This is a genomic window from Rossellomorea vietnamensis NBRC 101237 (genome assembly GCF_001591825.1).
Lineage (GTDB): Bacteria > Bacillota > Bacilli > Bacillales > Bacillaceae_B > Rossellomorea > Rossellomorea vietnamensis.
In genome coordinates this window covers 1-599 of record NZ_BCVQ01000113.1, presented here as the reverse complement: position 1 = coordinate 599, position 599 = coordinate 1, and the positions used below count along the sequence as shown (strand labels likewise).

1 protein-coding gene is annotated in these 599 nt (G+C 38.4%); it reads right to left on the bottom strand.

Translation table 11 applies throughout. The features are described from left to right. Positions 1–106 precede the first annotated feature (106 nt). The gene (locus tag BVI01S_RS21875; RefSeq protein ID WP_034766106.1) at positions 107–469 is read right to left on the bottom strand and encodes a hypothetical protein; all 363 of its coding nucleotides are present in this window, start codon (positions 467–469) and stop codon (positions 107–109) included. Between the last annotated feature and the right edge of the window lie 130 nt (positions 470–599).

Sequence of the window (599 nt, the reverse complement as noted above, 5' to 3'; positions counted from 1 at the left end):
TTGATTTTTTTATAACTATCGCGCATAAACTTTGGAGATAGAATTCGTTACATTTTATGTAACGAATTTTTTTATTTTATCCCTGTGACAAAGGAACTGGCACTTATTACTTAAGATTTTCTATATCTTCTCTTACATGGTGATCGGACGTGTTTTCGAGTACACCGATCGCTGTGATATGACTGCGTGCTTCTTCATCCCCCAGCAGGTAGATTTTCGCATAAATATCCTTCATTGATTGATCATAATGATCATCTTCTGGTGAATTATGATACTGGCGGAATGGAACCTGAGCGCGTCTCATGGTCGACATATCGTCATCATAGTTATCGTTAAAGAGCATTTTAAGTTCGTTCACCTCTGTAGGGGTTGCGAATATCCGAAAGCTTGGACTGGCGTTTTGATTCGGATCCTGCAGAATATCCCCGCTGCTGATATCAACAAAATAAGTTTGTTTCGATTCCATCATCTCTACATCTCCTTAATCAATTATTTGTTACTACCTATACCTCTTTTCGGATGGAAATAAACGGATGGGTGCTTCCTCCTTTCGTTATTAGGCATTTTGTAGGGAGAGTATAAAAAAGACTACTCTTACC